General features: G+C 69.2%; 21 protein-coding genes. 9 read left to right on the top strand and 12 right to left on the bottom strand.

The features are described from left to right. Window positions 1–49 precede the first annotated feature (49 nt). The 4 genes from RALTA_RS04095 to RALTA_RS04110 form a co-directional block, all read right to left on the bottom strand. Window positions 50–1450 carry an MFS transporter gene (locus tag RALTA_RS04095; protein ID WP_012352166.1) on the bottom strand — a complete coding sequence of 467 codons (1401 nt, stop codon included), beginning with the start codon at window positions 1448–1450 and terminating at the stop codon, window positions 50–52. Window positions 1451–2002: 552 nt separating this feature from the next. Continuing rightward, complete coding sequence (locus RALTA_RS04100; RefSeq protein ID WP_012352167.1) at window positions 2003–4930, bottom strand: cytochrome c; 2928 nt, start codon at window positions 4928–4930, stop codon at window positions 2003–2005. Continuing rightward, complete coding sequence (locus RALTA_RS04105; protein WP_041232077.1) at window positions 4927–5424, bottom strand: (2Fe-2S)-binding protein; 498 nt, start codon at window positions 5422–5424, stop codon at window positions 4927–4929. Before RALTA_RS04105 ends, RALTA_RS04100 begins: the two co-directional genes overlap by 4 nt. A gap of 90 nt (window positions 5425–5514) precedes the next feature. Next, a complete protein-coding gene (locus RALTA_RS04110) occupies window positions 5515–6675 on the bottom strand; it encodes an FAD-dependent monooxygenase (protein ID WP_012352169.1) in 1161 nt (386 codons plus the stop codon). A 376-nt stretch (window positions 6676–7051) separates the two neighbouring features. On the opposite strand from RALTA_RS04110, the gene RALTA_RS04115 reads away from it, so the two are divergent. Genes RALTA_RS04115 through RALTA_RS04130 form a run of 4 tightly spaced genes read left to right on the top strand, consistent with a single transcriptional unit; the run spans window position 7052 to window position 10382 of the window. Continuing rightward, the gene (locus RALTA_RS04115; protein WP_012352170.1) at window positions 7052–7804 is read left to right on the top strand and encodes a maleate cis-trans isomerase family protein; all 753 of its coding nucleotides are present in this window, start codon (window positions 7052–7054) and stop codon (window positions 7802–7804) included. A gap of 11 nt (window positions 7805–7815) precedes the next feature. Then, complete coding sequence (locus RALTA_RS04120; protein WP_012352171.1) at window positions 7816–8646, top strand: alpha/beta fold hydrolase; 831 nt, start codon at window positions 7816–7818, stop codon at window positions 8644–8646. A 28-nt stretch (window positions 8647–8674) separates the two neighbouring features. Continuing rightward, window positions 8675–9754, top strand: a complete 1080-nt coding sequence (locus RALTA_RS04125; protein WP_012352172.1) for a M29 family metallopeptidase — start codon at window positions 8675–8677, stop codon at window positions 9752–9754. Beyond that, on the top strand, window positions 9747–10382 hold the full coding sequence (locus RALTA_RS04130; protein WP_012352173.1) for an N-carbamoylsarcosine amidohydrolase: 636 nt from the start codon (window positions 9747–9749) through the stop codon (window positions 10380–10382). The genes RALTA_RS04125 and RALTA_RS04130 overlap by 8 nt, the downstream gene beginning before the upstream one ends. 27 nt (window positions 10383–10409) lie before the next feature. Here RALTA_RS04130 and RALTA_RS04135 read toward each other — a convergent pair whose 3' ends face one another. Further along, on the bottom strand, window positions 10410–11165 hold the full coding sequence (locus RALTA_RS04135; RefSeq protein ID WP_012352174.1) for a TetR/AcrR family transcriptional regulator: 756 nt from the start codon (window positions 11163–11165) through the stop codon (window positions 10410–10412). Between the two features lie 116 nt (window positions 11166–11281). Here RALTA_RS04135 and RALTA_RS04140 point away from each other — a divergent pair, with 116 nt between their 5' ends. Beyond that, complete coding sequence (locus tag RALTA_RS04140) at window positions 11282–13561, top strand: xanthine dehydrogenase family protein molybdopterin-binding subunit (protein WP_012352175.1); 2280 nt, start codon at window positions 11282–11284, stop codon at window positions 13559–13561. A gap of 52 nt (window positions 13562–13613) precedes the next feature. Here the strand turns inward: RALTA_RS04140 and RALTA_RS04145 are convergent, their stop codons facing one another. Beyond that, on the bottom strand, window positions 13614–14090 hold the full coding sequence (locus tag RALTA_RS04145) for a MarR family winged helix-turn-helix transcriptional regulator (protein WP_012352176.1): 477 nt from the start codon (window positions 14088–14090) through the stop codon (window positions 13614–13616). Between the two features lie 215 nt (window positions 14091–14305). Between RALTA_RS04145 and RALTA_RS04150 the strand changes: the two genes are divergently transcribed. The 4 genes from RALTA_RS04150 to RALTA_RS04165 all read left to right on the top strand — a co-directional run bounded on the left by RALTA_RS04150 (window position 14306) and on the right by RALTA_RS04165 (window position 17528). Next, window positions 14306–15193, top strand: coding sequence for a DMT family transporter (locus RALTA_RS04150; protein WP_041232293.1), 888 nt, complete (start codon window positions 14306–14308; stop codon window positions 15191–15193). A 54-nt stretch (window positions 15194–15247) separates the two neighbouring features. Further along, the gene (locus RALTA_RS04155) at window positions 15248–16036 is read left to right on the top strand and encodes an SDR family oxidoreductase (protein WP_012352178.1); all 789 of its coding nucleotides are present in this window, start codon (window positions 15248–15250) and stop codon (window positions 16034–16036) included. Between the two features lie 62 nt (window positions 16037–16098). Further along, window positions 16099–16500, top strand: coding sequence for a methylglyoxal synthase (locus RALTA_RS04160; protein ID WP_012352179.1), 402 nt, complete (start codon window positions 16099–16101; stop codon window positions 16498–16500). 50 nt (window positions 16501–16550) lie between these two features. Continuing rightward, a complete protein-coding gene (locus tag RALTA_RS04165; protein ID WP_012352180.1) occupies window positions 16551–17528 on the top strand; it encodes a quinone oxidoreductase family protein in 978 nt (325 codons plus the stop codon). Between the two features lie 68 nt (window positions 17529–17596). On the opposite strand, the gene RALTA_RS04170 is transcribed toward RALTA_RS04165, so the two are convergent. From RALTA_RS04170 to RALTA_RS04195, 6 genes are all read right to left on the bottom strand, one after another. Then, a complete protein-coding gene (locus RALTA_RS04170; RefSeq protein WP_012352181.1) occupies window positions 17597–17890 on the bottom strand; it encodes a YkvA family protein in 294 nt (97 codons plus the stop codon). A 100-nt stretch (window positions 17891–17990) separates the two neighbouring features. After that, a complete protein-coding gene (locus RALTA_RS04175; RefSeq protein ID WP_012352182.1) occupies window positions 17991–19136 on the bottom strand; it encodes a BMP family ABC transporter substrate-binding protein in 1146 nt (381 codons plus the stop codon). A gap of 55 nt (window positions 19137–19191) precedes the next feature. Then, a complete protein-coding gene (locus RALTA_RS04180) occupies window positions 19192–20112 on the bottom strand; it encodes an ABC transporter permease (protein ID WP_012352183.1) in 921 nt (306 codons plus the stop codon). 18 nt (window positions 20113–20130) lie between these two features. After that, entirely contained in the window at window positions 20131–21240 is a 1110-nt protein-coding gene (locus tag RALTA_RS04185) for an ABC transporter permease (protein ID WP_012352184.1), read from the bottom strand. Continuing rightward, window positions 21233–22789 (bottom strand): ABC transporter ATP-binding protein, encoded by a 1557-nt coding sequence (locus RALTA_RS04190; protein ID WP_012352185.1) that lies wholly within the window; start codon window positions 22787–22789, stop codon window positions 21233–21235. The genes RALTA_RS04185 and RALTA_RS04190 overlap by 8 nt, the downstream gene beginning before the upstream one ends. A 287-nt stretch (window positions 22790–23076) precedes the next feature. After that, entirely contained in the window at window positions 23077–24003 is a 927-nt protein-coding gene (locus tag RALTA_RS04195) for a pirin family protein (RefSeq protein WP_012352186.1), read from the bottom strand. Window positions 24004–24514 lie beyond the last annotated feature (511 nt).

The raw sequence follows: 24514 nt of genomic DNA on the forward strand, positions 1-24514 counted from the left end.
CCGGCAGCGGCCCCGCGTTTGCCCCGCGCTTGCCCCGTGGCGCCTTCGGCTAGTCGAGCGCGCGGTCCTTCGACTCGATATCGACCAGGAAGATCGCCAGCGCCGCCACGGCCAGGAACGTCGACAGCAGCGCCAGCGCCAGCGTGAACTGGCTGGCCATGATCGGCGCGATGATCGAAGGCGCGAACAGGCCGCCGAAACGCGCCATCGCCCCCGCGGTGCCCATGCCGCTGGCGCGCAGGTCAGTCGGATACACCTCTGGCGTGAAGGCGTACAGCGCGCCCCAGGTGCCGAGCAGCGAGAAGCTCATCAGCAGCGTCGAGCCGATCACCAGCGCCGCGGACTGGCCCAGGCTGTACAGCATGCAGCCCGCCGCGCTCAGCAGCAGGAAGCCGATCAGGGTCGGCTTGCGGCCCCAGCGCTCGACGCCGTGCGCGGCCAGCGCGAAGCCGGGCAGCTGCACCAGCGCGAGCACGATCAGGAATACCTGGCCGCGCATGAAGCCGAAGCCCTGGCCCGCCAGCTTCACCGGCAGATAGACGAAGACCCCGTAGTAGGCGATCGAGATCAGCATCCAGGCGGCAAGCAGGCAGATGGTGCGGCGCCGGCAGCCGGCCGCGAACAGCGCGAACACCGATTTGCGCTCCATCTTCTGCGGCTGCAGCGCGCCGATCTCCACCGATACGCGATTGGCCGCGGCCACCCGCTGCAGCACCGCCCGGGCCTCGTCCGAGCGTCCCGATTTGTTCAGGTAGAGCGGCGACTCGGGCACGAAGAAGCGGAACACCACGCCGACCAGCGCCGGGATGCCGGTGACCAGGAAGATCAGCCGCCACGCGTCATTGCCGCGCGACACCGCGATCAGTGCCAGGATGGCCAGCAGGATGGTGCCGACCGCCCAGAACGACTCCAGCAACACCAGCCAGCGGCCGCGCCGGTCCGACGGCAGGAATTCGGCCATCATGGTGTAGTCGACCGGCAAGGTGCCGCCGACGCCGATGCCGGTCAGGAAGCGCAGCAGCAGCAGCCACTGGAAGTCCGGCGCGAAGGCCGACGCCACGCCGCAGATGGCGTCGATGATCACCGCCATCATCAGCACCGGGCGGCGGCCGATGCGGTCGGCCAGCCGGCCGAACACGAACGCGCCGATCAGCATGCCGACGAAGAACATGGTGCCGGTCTGCAGCGCCGTCGGCACCGGGATGCCGAAGGTTGCCGCAATCGACGGCGCGGTGAAGCCGATCGACAGCACCTGCATCGCGTCGGCAAGCCAGACCAGGCCGAATATGACGAACAGCCGATACTGGAAGCGGCCGACGCCGGCCGCGCGGATGCCCTGCTCGATCGAGATGGGGGGCGACGACGCTGCGCGCGCGCTGGGCTGGGGCGCCGAGCCCAGCGTTGCGTCCGGGATGGTCGTGGTGGCCATGGATGAAATGGATGACGACATGTTGGTCTACCTGTCTTTATAGGCTGGTTCTGGAACTCGGAAGCACGCGTAGATCGAAACAGGCCGGCACGTGATGCCGGCTGCTGCGGGATGCGGCGGGGGCGATGGCTTCCACCTGGCGAGGCTAGAACTAACCCGGTAGCACGCCTGCAACAGCTTTCTGGGTCTGATACGACATAGTCACTCCTGGTTGTCTACCCTTGGTTTGGTCAGGCCCGGTGTCCCGGTGGGTCTGGCGGATCTATGCAAGCCCCGCGCCAGCGCGTCCGGTGATGTAATGGGCCGGTCTTATGGTTTTGTGTTCTTGTCCGCCGCTGGGGGCGCGCCATCCTTGTGCGGGGAGGCACCGCTGCGTGCCCGCTGGCACTCATGTAGTGCGCACTACATGATCGTTCAGCGTAAGCTACATGAAACTGGCGGGCAAGGCCGAATTGCGGTTTCTCTCCTCGGGGTTTTCCCGCGCGGGTCCTGCGCCGGGCAGGTACGGCCATGCCACGGGCCTGGCGCGGATGCGCAAGGCGCCGCCGGCGGCGCGCGCGGTGTTCCGGTGGTTCAGTGGGCAGGTGCCGCGCGCAGCCGCGCGACGGTGTTCTCCAGGTCCTGCCATGCGGGTTTGTCGGGCGCAAAGCGCGCGCGCAGGTACTGCGCCAGTTGCGCGATCTGCTGGTCGTCGAGCGTGTCGGCATAGGCCGGCATCGCGCCCAGTTCGCTGTTGGGCGGTGCCGGCATGCCGCGCAGCAGCACCTGGATCACGTTGTCCGGCAGCTTGCTGTGCAGGTTGGTATTGAGCGCCAGCGAAGGCTTGACGCCGAACTGCGCAATGCCCTGGTCTGACTGGTGGCAGACCGCGCAGGCGCTCTGGTACAGGCGCTCGGCGGGACCGCCCAGCGTGCGCGCGGCCTGCTGGCTGCGTTGTTCGACCTGCGCCGCCTGGGCCGCCAGTACCGACGGCGCTGGTGCGGGCGCGCCGAACGACGCCACGTAATGCGCGATCGCGCGCACGTCGTCCTCGGGCAACTGCGCGAGCTCTTCCACCACGGGCGCCATCGGTCCCGCCGCGGCGCCATGGTGCGGCGCATAGCCGCCGCGCAGGTAGGTGAACAGCGCCGCCTCGGTCCATGGCACGGGCGCCTGCGACAGCGCGGTCAGCGCCGGCGCTTCCCAGCCTTCGGCGCTGCCGCCGGTCAGGTAGCGGCGGCCGCCTTGCTCCGCGCCCAGCGCATTGCGCGGCGAATGGCAGGCGCTGCAGTGGCCCAGCCCTTCGGCCAGGTAGGCGCCGCGATTCCACTGCGCCGAGCGCGTCGGGTCCGGCGTAAAGCGTTCATTGCGATGGAACAGCAGGTTCCAGCCGGCCAGCAGCGGGCGAACGTTGAACGGGAACGCGAGCTGCGTGGGCGGCACGGTGGATGTGACCGGCTCCGCCGACATCAGGTACGCGTACAGGGCCTGCATGTCGCCGTCGCTGATCCTGGCGAAGGCGGTGTACGGGAACGCGGGATACAGGCGCCGCCCGTCGCGGTGGATGCCTTCGCGCATGGCGCGCTCGAAGGCGGCGAACGACCAGTTGCCGATGCCGGTCTGCACATCCGGCGTGATGTTGGTGCTGTAGACCGTGCCGAAGGGCGTTTCCAGCGGCAGGCCGCCGGCGTTCTTCACGCCGCCCGGCGCGGTATGGCAGACCGCGCAGTCGCCGGCGGCGGCCACCAGGCGGCCGCGTTCGAGCGTGGCGGCGGAATAGAAGCCGGGTTCGGGCGGCGCCACCGGCGCGATCGGTGCGCGCCAGGGCAACAGCGTGGCGCACACGCCGGCCGCGGCGGCGGCCGCTGCCGCGATCCAGCCGCGCTTCTTGCGCTTGTTGCCGGAATTGGCCTCCGCCAGTGCCAGGCGGATGCGTTCGGCGCTGAACGGTGGCGTGCGCAGGCGCACGCCGGTGGCGTCGAAGATGGCATTGGCGACGGCTGCGGCTGCCGGCATCGAGTCCGTGGGACCGGCAGCCAATGCATCGTGCGTGGCCAGCGTGCCGGCCAGCCGCACTTCCGGCAGGGCCTGGGCCGGCACGGCAGGCAAGGCTTCGCCAGCAACACGCGCGTCGGCCGGCCAGGTGTCGAACGCCGGTGTGGCGGCGGTCAGCTGCAGCGCGGTTGCGGCGACGTCCCGCTCGATCGAACGCGTCGTCGCGGCGGCTTGCGGTGGCGGCAGCGATTCGCTGTCATGCCCGACCGTGACGCGCGTGACCGCCAGCTCGCCGGTGCTGCCGTCGACCTCCACTTCCGCGACCCAAGCCGACCAGCTCTGGCCGGCGTCGTGATCGATGGTGCGGGCGTAGGCAAAGCCGCGGCCGTGCCGCACGTTGCCCGCGGCGGGGTTGGCGTGCGGCGCGCCCGGGCGCCAGCCGGCGCGCTCGGCCACCTGCCGCACCAGCGCGGCGCCGCGCGGGTCGTCCAGGTGCGCGAGGCGCAGCGCTACCGGGTCGGCGTCGCTGGCAGCCGCAAGCTCGTCGAGATGGGATTCGCGCGCGAACACCTGCGCGCGGGCTGCCGTCAGCGGCGCGGCCGCAAATGCAGCCGGGTCGCCGGACACGGCGAGTTCGACATGCGGGATGCCATACGGCGGTAGCGCAGCGTCGCCGCCATGGCCCGCATCGATGCTGTCCGCCACCGGCGCCGGCGTATGGGTCAGCCACAGCGCCAGCGGTGACGACGGCGCCGTGGCGCCCGCCAGCGTGGCGGCATAGGCGTCGACGGTGGCACCGGTGCGCGCGCTATCGACGCGGATATCGAGCGCGGCATCGGCCAGGCCCACCTCGGCGGCGCGCAGCCGGCGCACCACCGGCTGGCCGGTGGCGTGGGCCAGCAGCGCCGCGTCGGCGGCAGCGTGCGGCGCCAGCAGCGCGGGGTCGGCGCGGTCGTCTGGCGCTTGCCAGCAGACCAGTTGCACATGCGCTGGCGCAATGCCCAGCAGCGCAGCAAGCTCGGCGCGCAAAGCGCCGGGGCGCGTGGCGGGCAGCCATACGGTCAGCGTGCCGTCGCGCCAGTGGGCGACAACGGTGCAGCAGGCATCGTCGCGGGTGCCTGCCAGCGGCCATTGGTAGTGCTGCGTGTGGCGTGCGCGGGCGTGTTCGAGCGCATCGGCGGCATCGCCGCGCTGCGCCAGCGTGTGGCGCGCCGCGGGCGTGGCGTCGGCGCGCGGCGGAGCAGACCAGCGCGCCCGCAAGGCCCGCGCCGCATCGGCGGCCTGGGCGGCCGAGACCGCGGCCACGCCGGCAAAGTTGTTGCGGACCACCACCGCGCGGATGCCCGGCAGCGCCAGCGCGGCGTCGCGCTCGGCGTGCAGCAGGCGCGCCGCGAGCGGCTCGCCGCCCACCCAGCGCAGGCCCGGCGGCGTCAGTACATGGGCCACCAGGCAATCGGCGGCGTGCGGCGGCAGGGCGGTGGCCAGTGCCGTCGCCTGCGTGGCGGCTTGCACGATGCCCGCGCTCACGACGCCGCCCCTTGCGTGGCCTGCCGCTGCAGCACCGCGGCGCGCCTGACCGCCCGCACGATTTCCACATGCGTGCCGCAACGGCACAGGTTGAAGCGCAAGGCTTCGCGGATCTGGGCTTCGTCGGGGTCGGGATTGCGTGCCAGCAGCGCCTTGGCGGTCAGGATCATGCCGTTCAGGCAGTAGCCGCATTGCGCGGCCTGTTCTTCGATAAACGCCTGCTGCACGGGGTCGGGATGCTGTGCCGTGCCCAGGCCCTCGAGCGTGGTCACCGCGTGGCCCACCGCGGCCTTCACCGGCAGCACGCACGAACGCGCCGGCAGGCCATCCACCAGCACCGTGCAGGCGCCGCACTGGCCCAGGCCGCAACCGTACTTGGGCCCGTTGCAGCACAGGTCGTTGCGCAGGATGTAGAGCAGCGGCGTGTCAGGCGCCACGTCCAGCGTGTGCTGGGCGTGGTTGACCTGCAGGGTCAGGGGGCGGGGCGTGTTCATCGGGGGCTTGGGGGCGGTTTGAACATCACGCATCGCGGCGCCGCGCCCCTTCCTTGGCGAGGAGCGGCGGCGGGCAGGGCGGTCAGGCGATCAGGCGGCTTCGGACAGCGGCTTGCTCCCGGCCGACACCAGCGGCACGTTGAACACATCGTAGCCGAAACACCAGTCCGGGTTCTCGTTGCTGCGCAGCCAGGTGTTGTTGTGCGAAACCAGCTGGACCTTGCCGGCGCGCTCGGCGCGGTTGGCCTCGTACAGCGCGAAGGCGGCGGCGTAGTCGTCGGTGCCGGCTTCGGTGAAGCAGCGCGTCAGCATGGCGGCATCCTCGATCGCCATCGCGGCGCCCTGCGCCATATGCGGCTTCATCGGGTGGCAGGCGTCGCCCAGGAGCACCAGGCGGCCCCGGCTCCACAGCGGCAGCGGGTCGCGCTCCAGCAGCGGCCACTTGGTCACTTCGACCGTGCCTTCGATCAGCGATTGCACGCCTTCATGCCAGCCGTCGAAGGCCGCGCGCATCTCTTCGATGCTGCTCGGCACCCAGCTCTTGCTCATGTCCCATTCGGGCTCGGGCACGCCGGTGACGTAGTAGATCTCGTCAAGCTTGCTGGTGTCGAAGTAGACCATCATGTGGCGGTCATCGGTCCACCACTTGGTGCAGCGCTCGTGCGTGTAGCCCTTGACGCGCGAGATCGGGAACACCGCGCGGTGCGCGACGTAGCCGGTGTACTTGGGCGGCTCGGCGCCCAGCAGGGTCTCGCGGATGCGCGAGTTGACGCCGTCGGCCCCGATCACGATATCGGCCTCTTCGACGGTGCCGTCGGTGAAGCGCAACTGCACCACATCGCCCTGGTCGGTGACGCTTTCCAGCTTCTTGTTGAAAAACAGCGTGCCGGGCGCGACGGCGTCGGTCAGCAGCTTGTGGAAGTCGCCGCGGTGCACGGTCAGGTAGCTGGCGCCGTAGTGGCGCACCGCATAGTCGCCCAGCGGGATCTGCGCGATCACTTCGCCGGTGAGGCCGTCGCGGCTGTACCAGTAGTCGGGGTGGCAGCCCATGTCATTGAGCGCGTCCTCGATGCCGATGCGCCGCATGATCTTCATCACGTTGGGCCCGACATGGATGCCCGCGCCCAGGCGCGAGAACGCCGGTGCCTGCTCATACAGCCTGACTTGGAATCCGGCTCGCTGCAGCAGGGCGGCCGCGGCCGTCCCTCCGAGTCCGGCGCCGACAACTGCGATTCGCGGTTTGCCTTGCACGTTATTTCTCCTGGCAATGACACAAGGTCGATGGGGGCTGGGGCGGCCACGCGGCCGACCGTTGAAAACGAGTGTACACACTCAAAATATCAAGGTAAAGGCGAAATCTCGGGATCCTATGGAAAACCCTTATCTGGTTGTGATGAATTGGCAATGATGCGCTGAAATGGCGAAATAATGCGCAAAAACGGGGATTCATTGATTCAGTATGCACTGAACGAGTGAATCGCGCCCGGTGCAGAATCTGTTTGCCTATATAAAGTGTGTACACTACAATCAATCGCAGCGTGCCGGCCCCCGGGCCGATGCAGGCGGACCAACCGACAGCGCGACCACAGCGCAACCCAGGGCAGACAAACAGATGACGGAGTCGACAGTGCAGAAAGTTTTCCGAATCGGCCAGATCGTGCCGAGCTCCAACACCACCATGGAAACCGAGATCCCGGCGATGCTGGCCGCGCGCCAGCTGGTGCGCCCGGAGCGCTTTACCTTCCATTCGAGCCGGATGCGCATGAAAAAGGTGGTCAAGGAAGAGCTGGCCGCGATGGACGCCGAATCCGACCGCTGCGCGGTGGAGCTGAGCGACGCCCGTGTCGACGTGCTTGGCTACGCCTGCCTGGTGGCGATCATGGCGATGGGCCACGGCTACCACCGCGTCTCCGAGCAGCGCCTGCAGGCGCATACCGCCGAGAACGGCGGCGACGCGCCGGTGATCACCAGCGCCGGCGCGCTGGTCGATGCGCTCAAGGTGATGGGCGCCAAGCGCATCGCCGTGGTGGCGCCGTACATGAAGCCGCTGACCGAGCTGGTGGTCGACTACATCCGCAACGAAGGCTACGAAGTCGTGGACTACCGCGCGCTGGAGATCCCCGACAACCTGGAAGTCGGCCGCCATGATCCCGCAAAGCTGCCGGAGATCGTCGCGCAGATGAACACCGCCGATGCCGACGTGATCGTGCTGTCCGCCTGCGTGCAGATGCCGTCGCTGCCTGCGATAGCGAAGGTCGAGGCCATGACCGGCAAGCCGGTCGTCACCGCCGCCGTGGCCACCACCTATGCGCTGCTCAAGCGCCTGGGGCTGGAGCCGGTGGTGCCGGGCGCCGGCGCGCTGCTGTCGGGCGCGTACTGAAGGAGCGGGCCATGGCAGACAGCACCTTTCTCTACGGCGCCAACGTCCACGCCAACGGCATCCGCCAGCACTACCTGCGCTATGGCGGGCAGGCGGGTGCGCGCGCGCAGCGCGATGCCGTGATCATCGTGCCGGGCATCACCAGCCCGGCGGTCACCTGGGGCTTTGTCGGCGAGCATTTCGGGCAGCAGTTCGATACCTATGTGCTCGACGTGCGCGGCCGCGGCCTGTCGCAGGCCGGCCCCGAGCTGGACTACGGCCTCGATGCGCAGGCCGCCGACGTGGTCGCCTTTGCCGCGGCGCTTGGACTGCAGCGCTATGCCGTGGTTGGCCATTCGATGGGCGCGCGCATCGGCATCCGCGCCGCCCGCGGCAAGCCCGCGGGCCTGACGCGGCTGGTGCTGGTCGATCCGCCGGTATCGGGCCCGGGGCGCCGTGCTTATCCGTCGCAACTGCCGTGGTACATCGATTCGATCCGGCTGGCGCAGCAGGGCATCGACGCCGAAGGCATGCGCCGCTTCTGCCCGACCTGGACCGAAGACCAGCTGCGCCTGCGCGCGCAATGGCTGCATACCTGCGACGAGCGCGCGGTCCTGGCCAGCTTCAACGGCTTCCATGACGACGATATCCACGCCGACCTGCCGCATCTGGCCGTGCCGGCGCTGCTGATGACCGCCGGCCGCGGCGACGTCATCCGCGCGGAAGACGTGCAGGAGATGCGCGCGCTGCTGCCGTCATTGCTGGTCGCGCACGTTGCCGGTGCCGGCCACATGATCCCGTGGGACGACGAGGCCGGCTTCTACCGCGCCTTCGGCGATTTCCTCGGCGCGCCGCTGAATTGAACGCTGAATTGATGGATATGGAGCGAACATGCCCGTAAGCGATTACGACCTGACGGCAGCGTGGAAGCAAGTGCTGACGCTGTCGAAGCTGCAGCCGGGACAGACCGTCACGGTGCTGACCGGCGCCGCCACGCATCCGCAGACATTGCGCACGGCGATGGTGGCGGCGCAGTCGATGGGCGCCATCGTCAACCGGCTCGACCTGCCGCCGGTCAACGGCGAGAAGGCGCTCAGCCGCGATGCGCTGGCCTACCTGGGCACCACCCCGCTGACCGGCAATCCCGCGGCAATTGCCGCGTTGAAGGCGAGCGATCTGGTGCTGGACCTGATGACGCTGCTGTTCTCGCCCGAGCAGCACGAGATCCTGTCCGGTGGCACCAGGATCCTGCTGGCGGTGGAGCCCCCCGAGGTGCTGGCGCGGCTGGTGCCGACCGAGGCCGACCGCGCCCGCGTCAAGGCCGCCACGCAGCGGCTGGGCAAGGCGCGCGAGATGCATATCGTGTCCGACGCCGGCATGGACCTGCGCTGCCGCCTGGGCGAGTTCCCCGCGATCAGCGAGTATGGCTTTGTCGACGAGCCCGGACGCTGGGACCACTGGCCGAGCGGCTTCGTGCTGACCTGGCCCGACGAGGGCGGCACCGATGGCACCATCGTGCTGGACCGCGGCGACATCCTGCTGCCGATGAAGTCCTACCTGCAGGCACCGATCCGCATCACGGTCGAGGCCGGCTACGTGCGCCGCATCGAAGGCGGCGTCGATGCCGAGCTGCTGGCCGACTACATGGCCTCGTTCAACGACCCGGAAGCGTATGCGATGTCGCATATCGGCTGGGGCCTGCAGCCGCGCGCGAGCTGGTCGGCGCTGGCGATGTACGACCGCGAAGCCACCATCGGCATGGACGCGCGCGCGTATGAAGGCAACTTCCTGTGCTCGTTCGGCCCCAACAACGAAGCCGGCGGCAGCCGCACCACCGCCTGCCATATCGATATTCCCGTGCGCCACTGCACCGTCAGCCTCGACGGCGAGCCGGTGGTGGTGCGCGGCAAGGTGATGGACGGGCACCCGGCTCCCGCCGCATCGCTCTACAAGGATTCGCGCCATGGATGACGCAGTGCAGACCTACCAGCGCCAGGGCTTCGGCGCTTCGATGGAACTCAAGGCGCCGTATGGCCTGCTGATCATCGACTTCGTCAACGGCTTTGCCGATCCGGCAGTGTTCGGCGGCGGCAATATTCCCGAGGCCATCCGCAACACCCAGCCGCTGCTGCGCGCCGCGCGCGAGCAGGGCTGGCCGGTGGCGCACAGCCGCATCGTGTTCGCCGACGACGACAGCGACCACAATATCTTCACGCTGAAGGTGCCCGGCATGCTGACGCTGAAGGAACACGGCCACAACAGCCAGATCGTGCCCGAGCTGGCGCCCGCGCCGGGCGAGCTGGTGGTGCGCAAGACGGTGCCGTCGGCGTTTTTCGGCACCTCGCTGGCGGCATGGCTGACGCAGCGCGGCGTGCAGACGCTGCTGGTGGCGGGCTGTGTCACCAGCGGCTGCGTGCGCGCCAGCGTGGTCGATGCCATGTCGCTGGGCTTCCGCCCGCTGGTGGTGTCGGATTGCGTGGGCGACCGCGCGCTGGGGCCGCATGACGCCAACCTGTTCGACATGGCGCAGAAGTACGCCACGGTGCTGACGCGGGATGAGGCGCTGGCGCAGGTGGCGGGCGTGCGCGCCGCCGCCTGAGCCTGGGCGATGGCGCCCGTGCCGGCCTCAGCCCGCCGCCGCGCGCCTGCCGCGTGCCGCCTTGCGCGGCGTGGCGGCGGGTGGCACCTGCGTCTCCGGCATGGCGCCGGGCACGGCCACCGCGCGCAGCACGGTCTGCTGGATCACATCGCGCCAGTGCGCCAGCGCCGGCGGGCTCATCATGGGCTCGCCCAGGAAGGCGCTGAGCGTATGATGGTTGGAGTTATAGAAGTAGCCGAGCGAAGCGATCACCATATACACGTCGCGCGCGCCGGCGTCCGCGCGGAACAGCCCGGCGGCCTTGCCGCGCGCGAGGATGCCGTCGAGCACCGACAGCGCGTAGCTGGAGATTTCGCGCAGCCGCACCGACTTCTTCGCGTGCTTGCCCTGGCTCATGTTCTCGCTGGTCAGGATGGCGACGAACTCGGGATGGTCCAGGTAGTACTGCCAGACGAAGTCGATCAGCTGCGACAGCGCGCGCACCGGGTCGGCGGCGTCGAGCTCATGCTCGAGCTGCTGCTCGGCCTGGTTGAGCTGCAGGTAGATGGTCTCCAGCACTTCGACGAACAGCTTCTCCTTGCTGCCGAAGTAGTAGTAGATCATCCGGTCGTAGGTCTTGGCCAGCGACGAGATGCGTTCGATGCGGCCGCCGTCGTAGCCGCGCTGGGCGAAGACCTTGATAGCCGCCTTCAGGATGCGCTCGCGGCTGTCCTGCGCCTGCCGGGCCCGGGTGCCGGCTGCCGCCCGACGGGTGGCGGGCGCGGCCGCAGTCTTGGTGGTCATGGTGGGTGGTTCTGCTGTGTGCTTTTGGCGCAGTATAACGGGGACCTGCGCGGTGAGATGCGCGGTGACATGCGCGATGAAAACGCGCGGCCGCCGGTGACGGAGAGAATGGAACGATGACGGCAACCCAGCTGCAACCCCCGGCACAGGCCGACGCCGCCACGCCGCGCGCGCTGCGCCTGGCGCTGCTGCAGGCCACCGGCGTGCTGCTGGTGACGCGCGCCCCGCAGGCGGCGGCGCGTCCGGCGCCGGGCCAGCCCGGCGCGGCGTCGGACTATGTGCCGGCGCTGCCGGACCTGTTCATCGCCGTGCGCGACAGCGGCGAGGTGCTGGCCTTCAACGGGCACGTCGACCTGGGCACCGGCATCCGCACGGCGCTGGCGCAGATCGTCGCCGAGGAGCTCGATGTGCCGCTCGGGCAAGTGCGCATGGTGCTGGGCCATACCGAAGCCACGCCCAACCAGGGCCCGACCATCGCCAGCGCCTCGATCCAGATTTCGGCCTTGCCGCTGCGCCGCGCCGCGGCGCAGGCGCGCGCGTGGCTGCAAGCGCGGGCCGCGCTGCGGCTCGGCGTCGACGCCGCCGCGCTGGAAGCGGAGAACGGCGAATTCCGCGTGCGCGGCACGCAGACCAGCATCGGTTACGCGGCGCTGGTGGCCGGCGAGCACGTGGAGCTGCCGCTCGCCGACGACGTGCTGACCAAGCCCGTCGAGTCCTACCGCATCGTCGGCCGCGCGGCGCCGCGCGTCGATATTCCCGACAAGGCGCGCGGCGCACTGACCTTTGTCCACGACGTGCGCGTGCCCGGCATGCTGCACGGCCGCGTGGTTCGCCCGCCGTATGCGGGGCGCGACAGCGGCGCCTGCGTCGGCACCAGCCTGCTGTCCATCGACCGCGAGTCGGTGCGCGACGTGCCCGGCCTGGTCGAGGTGGTGGTGCAGGGCGACTTTGTCGGCGTGGTGGCCGAGCGCGAGGAATATGCGGTGCAGGCCGCGCGCCGGCTGCGCGTGCGCTGGAAACCTGTGCCGCCGCTGCCCGCGCTGGACGATCCGGAGCCGGCGCTGCGCGCCAACCCGGCCACGCGGCGCGAGCTGCTGACCGAGGGCAAGCTGCCTGCCGCCGGCGCCGGCACGGTATTGCAGCGGCGCTACGTCTGGCCGTACCAGATGCACGGCTCCATCGGCCCGTCCTGCGCCGTCGCCGACTGGCACGAAGAGGGCCTGACGGTGTGGTCCGGCACGCAGAACCCGCACATGCTGCGCATCGACCTGTCACGGCTGTGCGGGCTGGGCGAAGACCGCATCGAGATCGTGCGCATGGAGGCCGCCGGCTGCTACGGGCGCAATTGCGCCGACGACGTGTGCGCCGACGCGGCGCTGCTGTCGCGTGCCGTGGGGCGGCCGGTGCGCGTGCAGCTGTCGCGCGAGCAGGAACACCTGTGGGAGCCCAAGGGCGCGGCCCAGCTGATGGACGTCAGCGCCACGCTCGGTGCCGACGGCGCGCTGCTCGGCTACGACTTCACCAGCCGCTATCCGTCCAACGACGCGCCCACGCTGGCGCTGGTGCTGACCGGTGCCGTGTCCAACGCGCCGCGCACGCTGGAAATGGGCGATCGCACCGCCGTGCCGCCCTATGCCTATGCCGCGCGCCGCATCGGCTGCGACGACACGCCGGCGATCGTGCGCGCGTCATGGCTGCGCGGCGTGTCGGCGCTGCCCAATGCGTTCGCGCACGAGTGCGTGATCGACGAACTGGCGCTGGCGGCGGGCGCCGATCCTGTCGATTTCCGCCTGCGGCACCTGCCTGACGAGCGCGCCGCGGATTTGCTGCGGGCCGTCGCCGATGCGGCCGGCTGGCAGCGCGGCGCTGCCGGATCGCGCGGCGTGCCGGATGCCGACGGACGGTTGCGCGGCCGGGGCGTGGCCTACGCGCGCTATATCCACAGCCGTTTTCCCGGATTCGGCGCGGCGTGGGCGGCGTGGGTGGTAGACCTGACCGTGGACGCGGCCACCGGCCGCATCACCATCGACAAGGTGGTGGTGGGGCAGGACACCGGCATGGTCGTCAATCCCGACGGCGTGCGCCACCAGGTCCATGGCAATGTGGTGCAGGCCCTCAGCCGCGTGCTGAAGGAACAGGTCCGTTTCGATGCCGACGGCGTGGCCAGCCGCGAATGGGGCAGCTATCCGCTGCTGACCTTCCCGGAGATCCCGCCGATCGACGTGGTGCTGATGCCGCGCCAGTCCGAGCCGCCGCTGGGCGCCGGCGAATCGGCCTCGCTGCCGGGCGCGCCGGCGATTGCCAATGCGCTGTTCGATGCGCTGGGAGTGCGCCTGCGCCGGCCGCCATTCGTGCCCGAGACGGTGCTGGCGGCGATGGCGTCAGAAAAAGGCTGATGGTGGATGCCTTCTCCCGCTTGCGGGGAGAAAACCCTCGACATCCGGGACGCTACGCCCCATTCCCCTCGTCGATCTCGCTCATCTTGCGCAGCAGGTAAGTCACGGCCACGCGCTCGGCCGGATTCAGGCTGCCGAAGGTCTGCTCCGAGATCGCCTTCGCGAACGGCACGGTCTCGTCGATCAGGGCCAGCCCAGCCGGGGTGACGGTCACCACCACCTTGCGCCGGTCGTTGGGATCGTGCGAGACCGCGATCAGCTTGCGCGACTTGAGCCGGTCGATGATGCCGCGCACCGTGGCCTGGTCGATCGCGGTGGCGCGCACCACTTCGTTCATCGAACACGGCTGGCGGTCGCGCACCGCGCACAGCACCACGAACTGCGCCGCGGTCAGCTGCGAATCGGGGATGGTCTGCTGGAAAATCGCCACATGGCGCTGGTAGGCGCGCCGCAGCAGGTGGCCCACCTGCTCGGTGAAGTCGTAGTCGGCGGCGGGCTTGCCGGAAGGCGTGTCGGCGGGCTGGGGCACGAAGCAGGTGCGGTGGCTGGAGGTGACCCAGAGTATACCGAGGAAGGCCGGGCAACAGGTGGCCCGCGCGGCCGGGGCGGCGTCCGATGCCCTCGCGCCTTTTCGAATACAATCGTCGGGTCGTTTTGCGGGGCCGCCGTGCCGGCCCGCTGTCCCTCGCTTTCCCCGTATTCCTCGTGCCCGCCTCCCAGAAGTCCCTCGCCGTGCCCGCCGCGCTGCCCTCGCCGCAGCGCTCGGGTCTTGTCATCGCCGCCATGGGCGCGGTGCTGTTCTCGGCCAAGGCCATCGTCGCCAAGCTGATGTACCGCTACAACGTCGATGCGGTGATGGTGATCACGCTGCGCATGCTGTTCGCGGTGCCGCTGTTCATGGCCATCGGCTGGTGGCAGTCGCGCCGGCTGGCGCCGCTGTCGTGGGCCGACCGGGGCCGTGTGGTGTTTCTCGGCTTTATCGGCTACTACCTGTCGAGCTTCCTCGACTTCATCGGCCTGCAGTACATCACCGCGGGGCTGGAGCGGCTGATCCTGTTCCTGACGCCATCGTTCGTGCTGCTGGCCACCGCGCTGGTGTTCCGTCGCCCCATCGGCACGCGCCAGTGGCTGTCGCTGCTGCTGGCCTATGCCGGCATCGTGCTGGTGTTCGCGCATGACCTCGATGTCAGCGGCAGCCAGGTGTGGCTGGGCGGCGCGCTGGTGCTGGGCAGCGCCATCACCTATGGTATCTACCTGATCCTGAGCGGCGAGCTGGTGCGGCGCATCGGCTCGCTGCGGCTGGTGGCGTATGCCATGTGCGTGTCGACCGCCTGCTGCGTGATCCAGTACCTGGTGCTGGGCCGGCCCGTGGCGGAGCTGGCGCAGCCGGCGCCGGTGATGTGGCTGTCGCTCGTCAACGCGGTGTTCTGCACCGTGCTGCCGGTGTCGCTGACGATGGTGGCGGTGTCGCGCATCGGCGCGCCGCTGGCATCGCAGGCCGGCATGATCGGGCCGGTATCGACGCTGTTCCTGGCCTTCTGGCTGCTCGGCGAGCCCGTCAGCGGCGTGCAGCTGGCCGGCAGCGCGCTGGTGATGGGCGGCATGTACTTGCTGTCGACAAAGAAAGCCTGACTCGTGGGCCCGCCCGCGCGGGTCCGTCAAACACAACAGACTAGGGAGAATCACATGGATCTGGGACTGCGCGGCAAGCATGCGCTGGTATGCGGCGCCAGCAAGGGCCTGGGCTTTGCCTGCGCGGATGCGCTGGCGGCCGAGGGCGTCGACGTGGTGATCGTGGCGCGAGGCGCCGAGGCGCTGGAAAAGGCCGCGGCCGACCTGCGCGCGCGCCATGGCCGCCGCGTAATCGCGGTGGCGACCGACATCACCACGCCGGAAGGGCGCAAGGCGGCGCTGGACGCGGCCGCCAAACTCGGCGACCTCGACATCCTGGTCAACAACGCCGGCGGCCCGCCGCCGGGCAATTTCCGCGACTGGGAGCGCAGCGACTGGCTGGCCGCGCTCGACGCCAACATGCTGACCCCGATCGAGCTGATCAAGGCCACCGTCGACGGCATGATCGCGCGCAAGTGGGGCCGCATCATCAACATCACCAGCGGCGCGGTCAAGGCGCCGATCGATGTGCTGGGCCTGTCCAACGGCGCGCGCTCGGGCCTGACCGGCTTCGTTGCCGGCGTCGCGCGCGAAGTGGCGCAGCACGGCGTCACCATCAACAACCTGCTGCCCGGCCCGTTCAATACCGACCGCCTGTTCAAGACCATGGAAGGCGGCGCGAAGAAGGCCGGCCTGAGCGTCGAGGAAGTGGCGCAGCGCCGCGCCGCGGCTAACCCGTCGCGCCGCTTCGGCGAGCCCGCCGAGTTCGGCGCCACCTGCGCCTTCCTGTGCAGCCGCCATGCCGGCTACATCACCGGCCAGAACATCCTGCTCGACGGCGGCGCCTTCCCTGGCACGTTCTGACCGGCAGTGTCCCGACGTTCCCCGTACTCCGCCACAAGGAAGCCCTGATGACCCGGCCCCCCATGCCTCCGAAGCCTCGTATCGCGCTGATCGCCCATGACCACAAGAAGGACGACATTGTCGCCTTCGCCGCGCGCCATCGCGCCTTTCTGTCGCAGTGCGAACTGCTTGCCACCGGCACCACCGGCGGGCGCCTGATCGACGAAGTCGGGCTGGACGTCACGCGCATGCTGTCGGGCCCGTGGGGCGGCGACCTGCAGATCGGCGCGCAGCTGGCCGAGGGCCGCGTCAGCGCGGTGGTGTTCCTGCGCGACCCGATGACGCCGCAGCCGCACGAACCCGATATCAACGCGCTGGTGCGCGCCTGCGACGTGCACAACGTGCCGTGCGCGACCAACGTGGCCAGCGCCGAGTTGCTGCTGGCCGGGCTTGCGCGCGAGAACGGCGCGGCGCAGGCCGGCTGAAGTATTCCGCATTCCCGATCGATGCCTCACCAAAACAAGGAGCGACGCAGATGAGCAAAGCCATCCGGATCGAGCAGACCGGCGGTCCCGAAGTCATGCAGTGGGTCGATGTACAGGTGGGCGACCCCGGCCCCGGCGAAGTGCGCGTGCGCCATGAGGCCGTGGGCCTGAACTACATCGATGTGTATTTCCGCACCGGGCTGTACAAGCAGCCGCTGCCGGGCGGGCTGGGCATGGAAGGCGCCGGCGTGGTCGAGGCGGTGGGCGAGGGCGTGCGCCACGTTGCCGTGGGCGACCGCGTCGCCTATGCCGGCCGTCCCACCGGTGCCTATGCGCAGGTGCGGGTGATGCCGGCCGACATCGTGGTACGGTTGCCCGATGCGATCCCTTTCGAAACCGCCGCGGCGATGATGCTGCAAGGCCTGACGGCGCAGTACCTGATCCGCGACAGCTACAAGGTGCAGCCGGGCGACACCGTGCTGCTGCACGCGGCCGCGGGCGGCGTCGGGCTGATCGCGTGCCAGTGGCTGAAGGCACTGGGCGTGACCGTGATCGGCACCGTCGGCAGCGACGAGAAGGCCGAACTGGCGCGCGCCAACGGCTGCGCCCACACCATCGTCTATACGCGCGAGTCGTTCGTCGAGCGGGTCAGGGAGATCACCAACGGCAAGGGCGTGCCGGCGGTCTATGACTCGATCGGCAAGGACACCTTCCAGGGCTCGCTCGACTGCCTGGCGCCGCGCGGCACCATGGTCAGCTTCGGCAACGCCTCGGGACCGGTGCCGCCGTTCGACCTGTCGGTGCTGGGCAACAAGGGCTCGCTGCGGCTGACGCGGCCGACGCTGATGACCTACGTAGTGCACCGCGAGCTGCTCGAACCGATGGTGGCCGACCTGTTCGACGCGGTCACAACCGGCAAGGTGAAGGTCGACATCCGCCAGCGCTACGCGCTGTCCGAAGTGGCGCAGGCGCACCGCGACCTGGAATCGCGCAAGACCACCGGCTCGACCATCCTGCTGCCGCACTGAAAGCGGTCCTGCGCGGGCATGAAAAATCCCCGGGACACTCGGTGTCCCGGGGATTTTTTGTTGGTGCGTCAGTGCGGCCGGACCGTGGTCGCGGTAGCGCGCGCCTGCGCCTGGCGCAGGATATGCGGCGGCAGGCGCTTCAGGATCAGGTGGACGGCCAGCGGGATCAGCACCACGTCGTCGATGATGCCGAGGCCAGCGACGACGTCAGGCACGAGGTCGATCGGCGAAATCGCGTACAGCAACAGCCCGAGCGCAGCCGGCTTCAGCCATGCCGGCGCGTCCGGATGGCGCAGCGCATACCAGAACAGGCGGCCGTCGCGGCGAACCAGCGTCCACAGGGCCGAAAAACGCTTCAACATGAGAGGCCTCCTTCACATGGCGCGCGCCTGACACTGGCGCATACGCAGAGAGGTTGGGCCGGTCTCGCGGGCTTCAAGTTCCGGAGGTGCGCGCAGATGCTCAGCCCGGGATCTTCCCTTCCACGCCCTCGACATAGAACTTCACGCCGTGCAGGAATTTGTCGTCCGCGACCTGGTCCTTGGCCAGCTGTTCCTTGCCGGTGTTGTCCTTGATCGGGCCCTTCCAGATCGGCGCGGTGCCGTCGATGATGCCCTTCTTGCGCTCGTCGACCAGCGCCTTGACGTCGGCCGGCACGTCGGCGTTGTAGCTCTTCAGGTCGATCATGCCTTCCTTCAGGCCCCACCACGTGGTGCTGTTCTTCCACTGGTTGTTCAGCACGTCTTCCACCACCTTGTTGTAGTAGACGCCCCACGAGATCACCGACGCGGCCAGGTGGGCCTTGTCGCCGAACTTGGTCATGTCGCTGTCCCAGCCGAAGGCATGCACGCCTTTTTCCTGCGCGGTCTGCACCACGGCGGCCGAGTCGGTGTTCTGCATCAGCATGTCGACGCCCTGGCCGATCAGCGTGGTCGCGGCTTCGCGTTCCTTGCCCGGATCGAACCACTTGTTGACCCACACCACCTTGACCGTGGCGTTCGGGTTGACGCTGCGCGCGCCCAGCGTGAACGAGTCGATATTGCGGATCACTTCGGGGATGGGCACCGAGGCCACCACGCCCATCTTGCCGGTCTTGCTCATCTTGCCGGCGACCACGCCCGCGAGGTAGGCGCCCTCATAGGTGCGCACGTCGTACTGGGCCAGGTTGTCGGCGGTCTTGAAGCCGGTGGCGTGCTCGAACTTCACGTCCGGGAATTCCTTCGCCACCTTGAGCATCGACTCCATGTAGCCGAAGGTGGTGCCGAAGATCAGCTTGTTGCCCTGGCTGGCCAGGTCGCGGAACACGCGCTCGGCGTCGGCGGCGGATTCGGGCACGTTCTCGACGAAGGTAGTCTTGACCTTGCTGCCGAACTTTTCTTCCACGGCCTTGCGGCCGTTGTCATGCGCGAAGGTCCAGCCGGCGTCGCCGACCGGGCCGATATAGACGAACGCAACCTTGAGCGGCTCGGCTGCCTGCCCGGCAGCGGGCGCGGAAGCGGCGCCGGCGGGCTCGGCGGGCTTTTCGGCCTCTTTCTTGCCGCAGCCGGCAAGGGCCAGCACGGCGGTGGCGGCCAGCGCCGCCAGGGTCTTCCTGCGCGTGACGATCATGATTTCTCCTTGTGTGAATTGTTGGGTAGCTCGGGGATTTCCGTCAGAAAAACGATCAGGCGCTGCCGGGCCGGAACGGCTTGCCCAGCGACGCCGGCATGTTCAGGCGTATCCATGCCGGATTGCGCGAAATCAGCGCCAGCACGACGATGGTGGCGGCGTAGGGCAGCATCGACAGGAACTGCGGGGGCGCTGCTACGCCGATCCCCTGCAGGTAGAACTGCAGGATGGTCACGGCGCCGAACAGCCACGCGCCCACCAGCACCCGGCCCGGGCGCCAGGTGGCAAAGGTGGTCAGCGCCAGCGCGATCCAGCCGCGGCCCGCCACCAGGTTCTCGACCCACATCGGGGTGTAGACCAGCGACAGGTAGGCGCCGGCCAGCCCGCAGCAGGCGCCGCCGAACAGCAGCGCGCCGAAGCGGATGGTGCGCACCGGATAGCCCAGCGCATGCGCGGACTCGGGCGATTCGCCGATCGCGCGCAGCGTCAGCCCGGCGCGCGTGCGGAACAGGAACCACATGATGGCGAAGCACAGCAGCAGGCTGAAATACACCATCCAGTGATGCTGGAAGAAGGCGGGACCGACGAAGGGCAGGTCGGCCAGGCCCGGCACGGCCTTGGCCTGCGCCGGCATGGCGTAGCCGACGAAGCGCTGGCCCATGAAGGCCGACAGCCCGGTGCCGAAGATCGACAGCGCCAGCCCGGTGGCGACCTGGTTGGTGGCCAGCACCAGCGCCAGCCACGAGAACAGCGTGGCCATCAGCATGCCGGCCAGCGCGCCGGCGGCAAAGCCGAGCATCGGCGACTGGGTCTGGTAGCCGACCATGAAGCCGGCCACCGCGGCAACCAGCATCATGCCTTCGGCGCCCAGGTTGAGCACGCCCGAGCGTTCGTTGATCAGCAGGCCCAGCGCCGCCAGCAGCAGCGGCGTGCCGGCGTTGATGGCGGTGGCGATGAGGGGAGCGAGTTGTTCCATGGTCTTGGTGTGCTCCGCTCAGGCCGTGGTGGCGCGCCAGCGCAGGCGATTGTCGATCAGCGTGTCGCATGCCAGCAGGAAGAACAGCAGCATGCCCTGGAATACCCAGCCGATGGCCGACGGCAGGCCCAGGCGCGACTGCGCCATCTCGCCGCCGATATAGAACAGCGACATCATGATGCCGCCGAAGACGGTGCCGACCGGGTGCAGCCGGCCGATAAAGGCGACGATGATGGCGGTGAAGCCGTAGCCCGGCGAGATCGACGGCAGCAGCTGCCCGATCGGCCCGACCACTTCGAACGCGCCCGCCAGGCCGGCGGTGGCGCCCGAGATCAGCAGCGCGCTCCACAGCGCGCTGCGCGCCGAGAAGCCGGCATAGCGCGCCGCGGCCGGTGCGGTGCCGCCGACCTGCAGCCGGTAGCCGGCGAAGCTGCGGAACACGAACACGGTCATCACCGCCACCAGCACCAGCATCACGACAAAGCCGGCATGCAGCCGCGAGCCCGACATCAGGTTCGGCAGCAGGTACTCGGACGAGAACACCTTCGACTGCGGGAAGTTCATGCCGTTGGGGTCCTTCAGCGGCCCGTTGACCACCCACAGCAGCAGCTGCTGCGCGATATAGGTCAGCATCAGCGATACCAGGATCTCGTTGGCGTTGAAGCGGTCCTTGAGCAGCGCGGTGAGCGAGGCCCACGCCATGCCGCCGGCGATGCCGGCGAGCGACGCCAGCACCAGCACCACGGTGCCGTTCATGGTCTGCCCCGGCACATCGAAAACCAGCACCGCCGCGCCGGCGCAGATGCCGCCGGCAATCAGCTGCCCGTCGGCACCGATATTCCACACATTGGCGCGGTAGCACACCGACAGGCCCAGTGCGCACAGCACCAGCGGCACGGTCTTGAGCAGCACCTCGCCGATGGCGCGCTTGTCGCGCAACGGATCGGCCAGGAACACCTTGAGCGCCGCCACCGGATCCTTGCCGAGCGCCAGGAACAGCAGCGCCCCGAACAGCAGCGTCAGCGCCAGCGCCAGCACCGGCGAGGCATAGGCCATTGCGCGCGAGGGCAGGCCGCGCGGCGCAAGCGTTAGCGGGGAGCGGGGCAGGAGCGTGCGCATATCAGCCATGGCTTGCCACCTCCGCGCCGGCATGGGCCGGGCCGCCTTGCCAGAGCCCGCTCATCCAGAGCCCGACCTGCTCGCGCGTGGCTGCCTCGGTTGCCACCGACGGCGACAGCCGGCCCTTGGCGATCACGTGCAGTCGGTCGCAGATCGCGAACAGCTCGTCGAGCTCTTCCGACACCACCAGGATGGCGCAGCCGGTGGCCTTCAGCGCCAGGATCTCGTTGTGGATCTGCGCCGCGGCGCCGACATCGACGCCCCACGTCGGTTGCGCCACGATCAGCACCTTCGGGCCGCTTTCGATCTCGCGGCCGACAATGAACTTCTGCAGGTTGCCGCCCGACAGGCTGCGCGCCAGCGCATGCGGACCGCTGGCCTTGACGCGGAAGCGGTTGATCACCGCGGACGCCAGCCCGCTGGCGGCGCCAGGCGAGATCATGCCTTGCCGGACATAGGGCGGGGTCTGGTGCGACAGCAGGATATTGGTGGCCAGGCTCATGCCCGGCACAGCGCCGCGCCCCAGGCGCTCTTCCGGCACAAAGGCCAGGCCCGCGCGGCGGCGCTGGCGCGCATCGAGGCGGCCGGCGGGCTTGCCATCGAGCTGCACCGCGGAGGCATCGGCGCGCGTGTCTTCGCCGGACAGCGCGGCCAGCAGCTCTTGCTGGCCGTTGCCCGAGACCCCGGCGATGCCGACGATCTCGCCCGCGTGGACATCGAGCGCAACCTGGCTCAGCTCGGTCGCGAACGCATGCGCGGGCGGCAGCGACAGGCCCTGCACACTCAGGCGCAGCGGCCCGCGCTGCGCGGCCACGCGCGCCTCGCGCGGCGGCTCGCCGCCGATCATCAGCCGCGACAGCGACGCCGCGGTTTCCTGGCGCGGATCGCACACGCCGGTGACCTTGCCCATGCGCATCACGGTGGCGTGATGGCAAAGCGCGCGGATCTCGTCGAGCTTGTGGCTGATGTAGAGGATGCTGGTGCCTTCGGCGGCCAGCTGGCGCAGCGTGACGAACAGCGTTTCCACCGCCTGGGGCGTCAGCACCGAGGTGGGCTCGTCCAGGATCAGCAGCTGCGGATTGGCCAGCAGCGCGCGCACGATCTCGACGCGCTGGCGCTCGCCCACCGACAGTGTATGCACATGGCGGTTGGGCTCCAGCGGCAGGCCGTAGCGCTCGGCGGTGGCGCGGATGCGCTCGGCCAGCTGCTTCATGTTGCCTTGCTGCGCGGCCGGCAGGCCCAGCGCGATGTTCTCCGCCACGGTCAGCGTGTCGAACAGCGAGAAATGCTGGAACACCATGGCGATGCCCAGGTTGCGGGCGTCGTGCGGGCTGCCGATGCTGACCGGCGCCCCGTTGAAGTGCATCTCGCCGGCATCCGGACGGACCGCGCCGAAAATGATCTTCATCAGGGTGGACTTGCCGGCGCCGTTTTCACCCAGCACGGCATGGATCTCGCCGGGTGCGACGCTGAGGCTGACGTCGTCGTTGGCGACGACGCCCGGGTAACGCTTGCTGATATGGGCCAGCGCCAGCCGGGGAGGGAGTTGTGGTGTCACTGAGGCGGCTCGGGTTGTTGTGGTGGCAGCAACGGGGATGCGTCAAAGCGCGGCAGTGCGTGGCGCAGCATCGCCGCGACGCATTGCAGCATTCATCATGGGTTCGTGATGCCGGATATTGGTGACGAATTATATAAGTGCGCGGGGTCCGAAAGGCCCGAATCGGGCCGGTGTCCAGTCCGTGCAACGGTTGGCGGGTGGTTGCAAGTCGCATGCCGGGCGCGGCACGAAAAAAAACCGCCGCCTCCTTGCCGGAGGCGGCGGTGATGGTTTTATGCCGGGGGGCTTTACCCCTGGCTACCAGCCACGCTCGTCGCAAACCGCCCGTCGCGGAAATCCGCCAGGGTCTGGTAGATCTGTTCCTGCGTGTTCATCACGAACGGACCGTACTGCGCGATCGGTTCGTTCAGCGGCCGGCCGGCGATCAGCAGGAAGCGCGCGTCCGCTTCGGCCCGGACGATGACGCCGTCAGCCTGGCCGCCGTTGTCCAGCACGCCCATGCGCTGCGCCTCGACCACGGCGCGGTCGTCGCCCGCGCCGACCGAGACTTCGCCCCGGTACACGTAGATAAAGGCGTTGTGCCCGGCCGGCAGCGCCTGCGCGAAGTCCTGGCCGGCCGGCAGCTCGACGTCCAGGTAGACCGGCTCGGTCACCGGGCGCGTGATCGCCCCGGCCACGCCATGGCTCGCGCCGGCCAGCACGCGCACCGTGGCGCCATGCTCCAGCGCCACCGTCGGGATCTCGGCGGCGGGCAGGTCGCGGTACCACGGCGCCGTCATCTTGTCGGCGGCCGGCAGGTTCAGCCACAGCTGGAAGCCTTCCATGCGGCCGTCTTCCTGCTCGGGCATTTCCGAGTGGACCACGCCGGCGCCCGCCACCATCCACTGCGCGCCGCCGTTCTGCAGCAGGCCCTCGTTGCCGGCGCTGTCGCGATGGCGCATGCGCCCGGCCAGCATGTAGGTGATGGTCTCGAAGCCGCGGTGCGGATGGTCGGGGAAGCCGCCGATGTAGTCGTCCTTGCTGTCGGTGCCGAAGGCATCGAGCATCAGGAACGGGTCCAGCCGGCGTTGCAGGTTTTGCGTCAGCACGCGCGTCAGCTTGACGCCGGCGCCGTCCGAAGTGGCAATGCCGCGCACCACGCGGTCGACGGTGCGCGAGCGCTGCACGGTTTCCGCGGCAGCGGCGGGGATGGTGGCGAGGGTACGGGTGTCCATGTCTTGCTCCTGTGAGGCGGTCTGGCGCGGTGCTGGCCGGCCGGTCCGTCGTGTCAGCTACCCCGTCAATTTAGTGGTTTGGCGGCGAAAGAGTAGAGGGCGCGCGGGCAACAGATTGTTCTGCTGGTGCGTCAAGTTCTGCAGCCTGCTGGAGTGATTTCGGAACGATGGGGGCGCGGCGTGTGCCGCGTCCGTGACCTCGCCCAGCAGCGGCAGGAAGGCCGGAGATCGGTGCCTGATCGCCACGGGAAAGGCCAAAGATGACAAGATCGATGAAGATCGCTATAATAGCGCTCTCTTTGTCATCCGTTGATGCGAGAAGCAAGGTGGGGAAATCCCCGCCAGCCCTTGCCAGTCAACGGCCGATGGACCGGCGGCGCGTCGGAAAACTTCAATACTTGCGCTGCCACTGGCCAACCGTTCGCGATGTGCTTGCACCGCCGGTTGCGCCGCTTCAGGGACCGCCGCCAACACGGCATCCCGTCAATCGAGATTCCCCGCCCACGGCGGA

This window comes from Cupriavidus taiwanensis LMG 19424 (assembly GCF_000069785.1).
Lineage (GTDB): Bacteria > Pseudomonadota > Gammaproteobacteria > Burkholderiales > Burkholderiaceae > Cupriavidus > Cupriavidus taiwanensis.

What these genes read in the sequence shown, in the direction of transcription:
- RALTA_RS04095 (WP_012352166.1), bottom strand. Translation starts at nt 1,450, where the DNA reads ATGTCGTCATCCATTTCATCCATGGCCACCACGACCATCCCGGACGCA.
- RALTA_RS04105 (WP_041232077.1), bottom strand. Translation starts at nt 5,424, where the DNA reads ATGAACACGCCCCGCCCCCTGACCCTGCAGGTCAACCACGCCCAGCAC.
- RALTA_RS04120 (WP_012352171.1), top strand. Translation starts at nt 7,816, where the DNA reads ATGGCAGACAGCACCTTTCTCTACGGCGCCAACGTCCACGCCAACGGC.
- RALTA_RS04125 (WP_012352172.1), top strand. Translation starts at nt 8,675, where the DNA reads ATGCCCGTAAGCGATTACGACCTGACGGCAGCGTGGAAGCAAGTGCTG.
- RALTA_RS04130 (WP_012352173.1), top strand. Translation starts at nt 9,747, where the DNA reads ATGGATGACGCAGTGCAGACCTACCAGCGCCAGGGCTTCGGCGCTTCG.
- RALTA_RS04135 (WP_012352174.1), bottom strand. Translation starts at nt 11,165, where the DNA reads ATGACCACCAAGACTGCGGCCGCGCCCGCCACCCGTCGGGCGGCAGCC.
- RALTA_RS04140 (WP_012352175.1), top strand. Translation starts at nt 11,282, where the DNA reads ATGACGGCAACCCAGCTGCAACCCCCGGCACAGGCCGACGCCGCCACG.
- RALTA_RS04155 (WP_012352178.1), top strand. Translation starts at nt 15,248, where the DNA reads ATGGATCTGGGACTGCGCGGCAAGCATGCGCTGGTATGCGGCGCCAGC.
- RALTA_RS04160 (WP_012352179.1), top strand. Translation starts at nt 16,099, where the DNA reads ATGCCTCCGAAGCCTCGTATCGCGCTGATCGCCCATGACCACAAGAAG.
- RALTA_RS04165 (WP_012352180.1), top strand. Translation starts at nt 16,551, where the DNA reads ATGAGCAAAGCCATCCGGATCGAGCAGACCGGCGGTCCCGAAGTCATG.
- RALTA_RS04170 (WP_012352181.1), bottom strand. Translation starts at nt 17,890, where the DNA reads ATGTTGAAGCGTTTTTCGGCCCTGTGGACGCTGGTTCGCCGCGACGGC.
- RALTA_RS04175 (WP_012352182.1), bottom strand. Translation starts at nt 19,136, where the DNA reads ATGATCGTCACGCGCAGGAAGACCCTGGCGGCGCTGGCCGCCACCGCC.
- RALTA_RS04180 (WP_012352183.1), bottom strand. Translation starts at nt 20,112, where the DNA reads ATGGAACAACTCGCTCCCCTCATCGCCACCGCCATCAACGCCGGCACG.
- RALTA_RS04185 (WP_012352184.1), bottom strand. Translation starts at nt 21,240, where the DNA reads ATGGCTGATATGCGCACGCTCCTGCCCCGCTCCCCGCTAACGCTTGCG.
- RALTA_RS04195 (WP_012352186.1), bottom strand. Translation starts at nt 24,003, where the DNA reads ATGGACACCCGTACCCTCGCCACCATCCCCGCCGCTGCCGCGGAAACC.